Genomic DNA, 1,773 nt, shown 5'->3' with positions numbered 1-1,773 from the left:
GGCATGGGATTTATCGGATTTTGTATTCAACGGATTATATGCTTAGTCGAGCGAATGAGGTTTCGGAACTGCGTTTGGAAACGGAAGAAGAGTTGAGCGAGTGGAGAGAGAAGCGGCGTGCGGGGAAGGTGAAGGTTACGCTGGATAGGGAGCATTTGGATTTGGGTAGTCATGTTTTGGGGATTGAATTGGAGTAGAGGAAGGAATCTATACGTATGAATAGTGAACTAGGACAACTGATGAATCAAGCTTTACTTTATCCATTGGTATTTATCGCTGCAAGCATTGCATTGTTTTCATTAATAGGAGTTATTATTTATTATCGAATTCTTGCAAAATGGATACCACAAAAACTTGCCTCTATGATTTGGTTTATAGGCGCTGTTTTTATTTTGATTAAATGTACAGACAACTACGCTGAAATACAAAATATGACGAAAAGCTGGACTGTAGCCAGCGTTATCATGGGGTTTATAGGTCTGATTGTCTTAATTAGTATAAGTGTAGTTTTGATACCTAAAAAGAAGAAGAGCAAAGAAAGGAAGTCAGTAAAAAATTATAGTAGCTCCAGTAATACACAACGACCACGGATGACACAAAATAGATCAGATGATGAAATCTTGCATAGTTCATTTGATCGCTTATCTGGTGCAGAGTTCGAAAGATTACTTGCGCTATACTTTCGTGATCAAGGCTACAAAGTTCATGAAGTAGGTGTGGGAGGTAAAGATGGTGGAGTGGATCTAGTTATCATTGACCAACGTGGAGAGAAAACAGCTGTGCAAGCAAAATGCTATGCTGACCATAACAATGTAGGTGTACAGATTGTCCGTGAGTTAGTTGGGGCTAAGCGGAATCATGATTGCATCCTTTCCTTGCTAATCACTACATCAGATCTAACGGATCCAGCTAAGAAAGAGGCAGAACAATTCAAAGTTGATTATTGGCATGGAGCATTGGTAGAACAGAAACTAAAAGCATGGGGTAAATGGCAGCCAAGCAATAAGAAGCTGAAAGCACAACCCGTAAAACCAACCGCACAAGCTGAAATACAAAGATCTCAAGCAGAGGTTTCTTCTTCGAAAGAAACAATTTGCTCTTGTGGTGCCCCTATGGTTATGAGAAAAGGCAGAGAGGGTAAGCAGTTTTTTGGTTGTTCTACATTTCCAAAATGCAGAAATACGAAATCAGTATAAATTTTAACCCTAGGAGCTCAACGCTTCTAGGGTTTTTTGATTTTTCTTTCACTTAATTTAATTATTCATCAACCTCGATCATATCAATAATCTCCCGAATATCTTGAAGCTCTAGAGCCTCAGCGATCCTCACGATATGACTGAAGTTAATATTCTCCCGTTTTCCATTCGCTAACTCACTTAGGGCGGCATGTCGGACATCTGAAAGCCTTGACAATTCACGCAAGGAAATTTTGTGTTTTTTAGTAAGTTCAGATATTTTAACGATTACCTTTTTTGCCATGGTTAGATCACCCTTCGAGTCATCATGTTTAGTTGTTGACTATACGCAATAACGTACCATATAATATTTTTATAACTGGTACGCATATACGTAATGATGGAGGTGGAGGCCATGCAACAAATCCAAAACAAATACGAACAAGCATTACAAGAGGAAACCGTCCTTACCCAAAGAATCAGCCTCTGCAAAGAGTTCATCGACATCATACTAGAGTATATCTCCCAAAAAGCCGATTCTATACACATCCTCACAGCAGAGGACATTGTTAGCGCGGTACATACCATCGGGCAGGAT

General features: G+C 39.5%; 4 protein-coding genes. 3 read left to right on the top strand and 1 reads right to left on the bottom strand.

Annotated elements, in window-relative coordinates; all coding sequences use genetic code 11:
- Nucleotides 1-197: hypothetical protein (locus tag AC1DUA_RS36235; protein ID WP_477504337.1), on the top strand; the 197-nt coding region annotated here is incomplete at its 5' end.
- An 18-nt stretch (nt 198-215) separates the two neighbouring features.
- The gene (locus AC1DUA_RS36230; protein WP_477504336.1) at nt 216-1,196 is read left to right on the top strand and encodes a restriction endonuclease; all 981 of its coding nucleotides are present in this window, start codon (nt 216-218) and stop codon (nt 1,194-1,196) included.
- Nucleotides 1,197-1,257: 61 nt separating this feature from the next.
- Here AC1DUA_RS36230 and AC1DUA_RS36225 read toward each other — a convergent pair whose 3' ends face one another.
- The gene (locus AC1DUA_RS36225) at nt 1,258-1,479 is read right to left on the bottom strand and encodes a helix-turn-helix domain-containing protein (protein WP_477504335.1); all 222 of its coding nucleotides are present in this window, start codon (nt 1,477-1,479) and stop codon (nt 1,258-1,260) included.
- A 111-nt stretch (nt 1,480-1,590) separates the two neighbouring features.
- Between AC1DUA_RS36225 and AC1DUA_RS36220 the strand changes: the two genes are divergently transcribed.
- Nucleotides 1,591-1,773, top strand: a 183-nt coding sequence (locus AC1DUA_RS36220) for a hypothetical protein (RefSeq protein WP_477504334.1), incomplete at its 3' end; no start/stop codon positions are given.

Source organism: Paenibacillus sp. 01T422 (assembly GCF_056398785.1).
This window is presented reverse-complemented; position numbering and strand designations above follow the sequence as displayed.

Bases quoted from the DNA above. Each gene is read 5' to 3' on its own strand.
- AC1DUA_RS36230 (WP_477504336.1), top strand. From the start codon at position 216: ATGAATAGTGAACTAGGACAACTGATGAATCAAGCTTTACTTTATCCA.
- AC1DUA_RS36225 (WP_477504335.1), bottom strand. From the start codon at position 1,479: ATGGCAAAAAAGGTAATCGTTAAAATATCTGAACTTACTAAAAAACAC.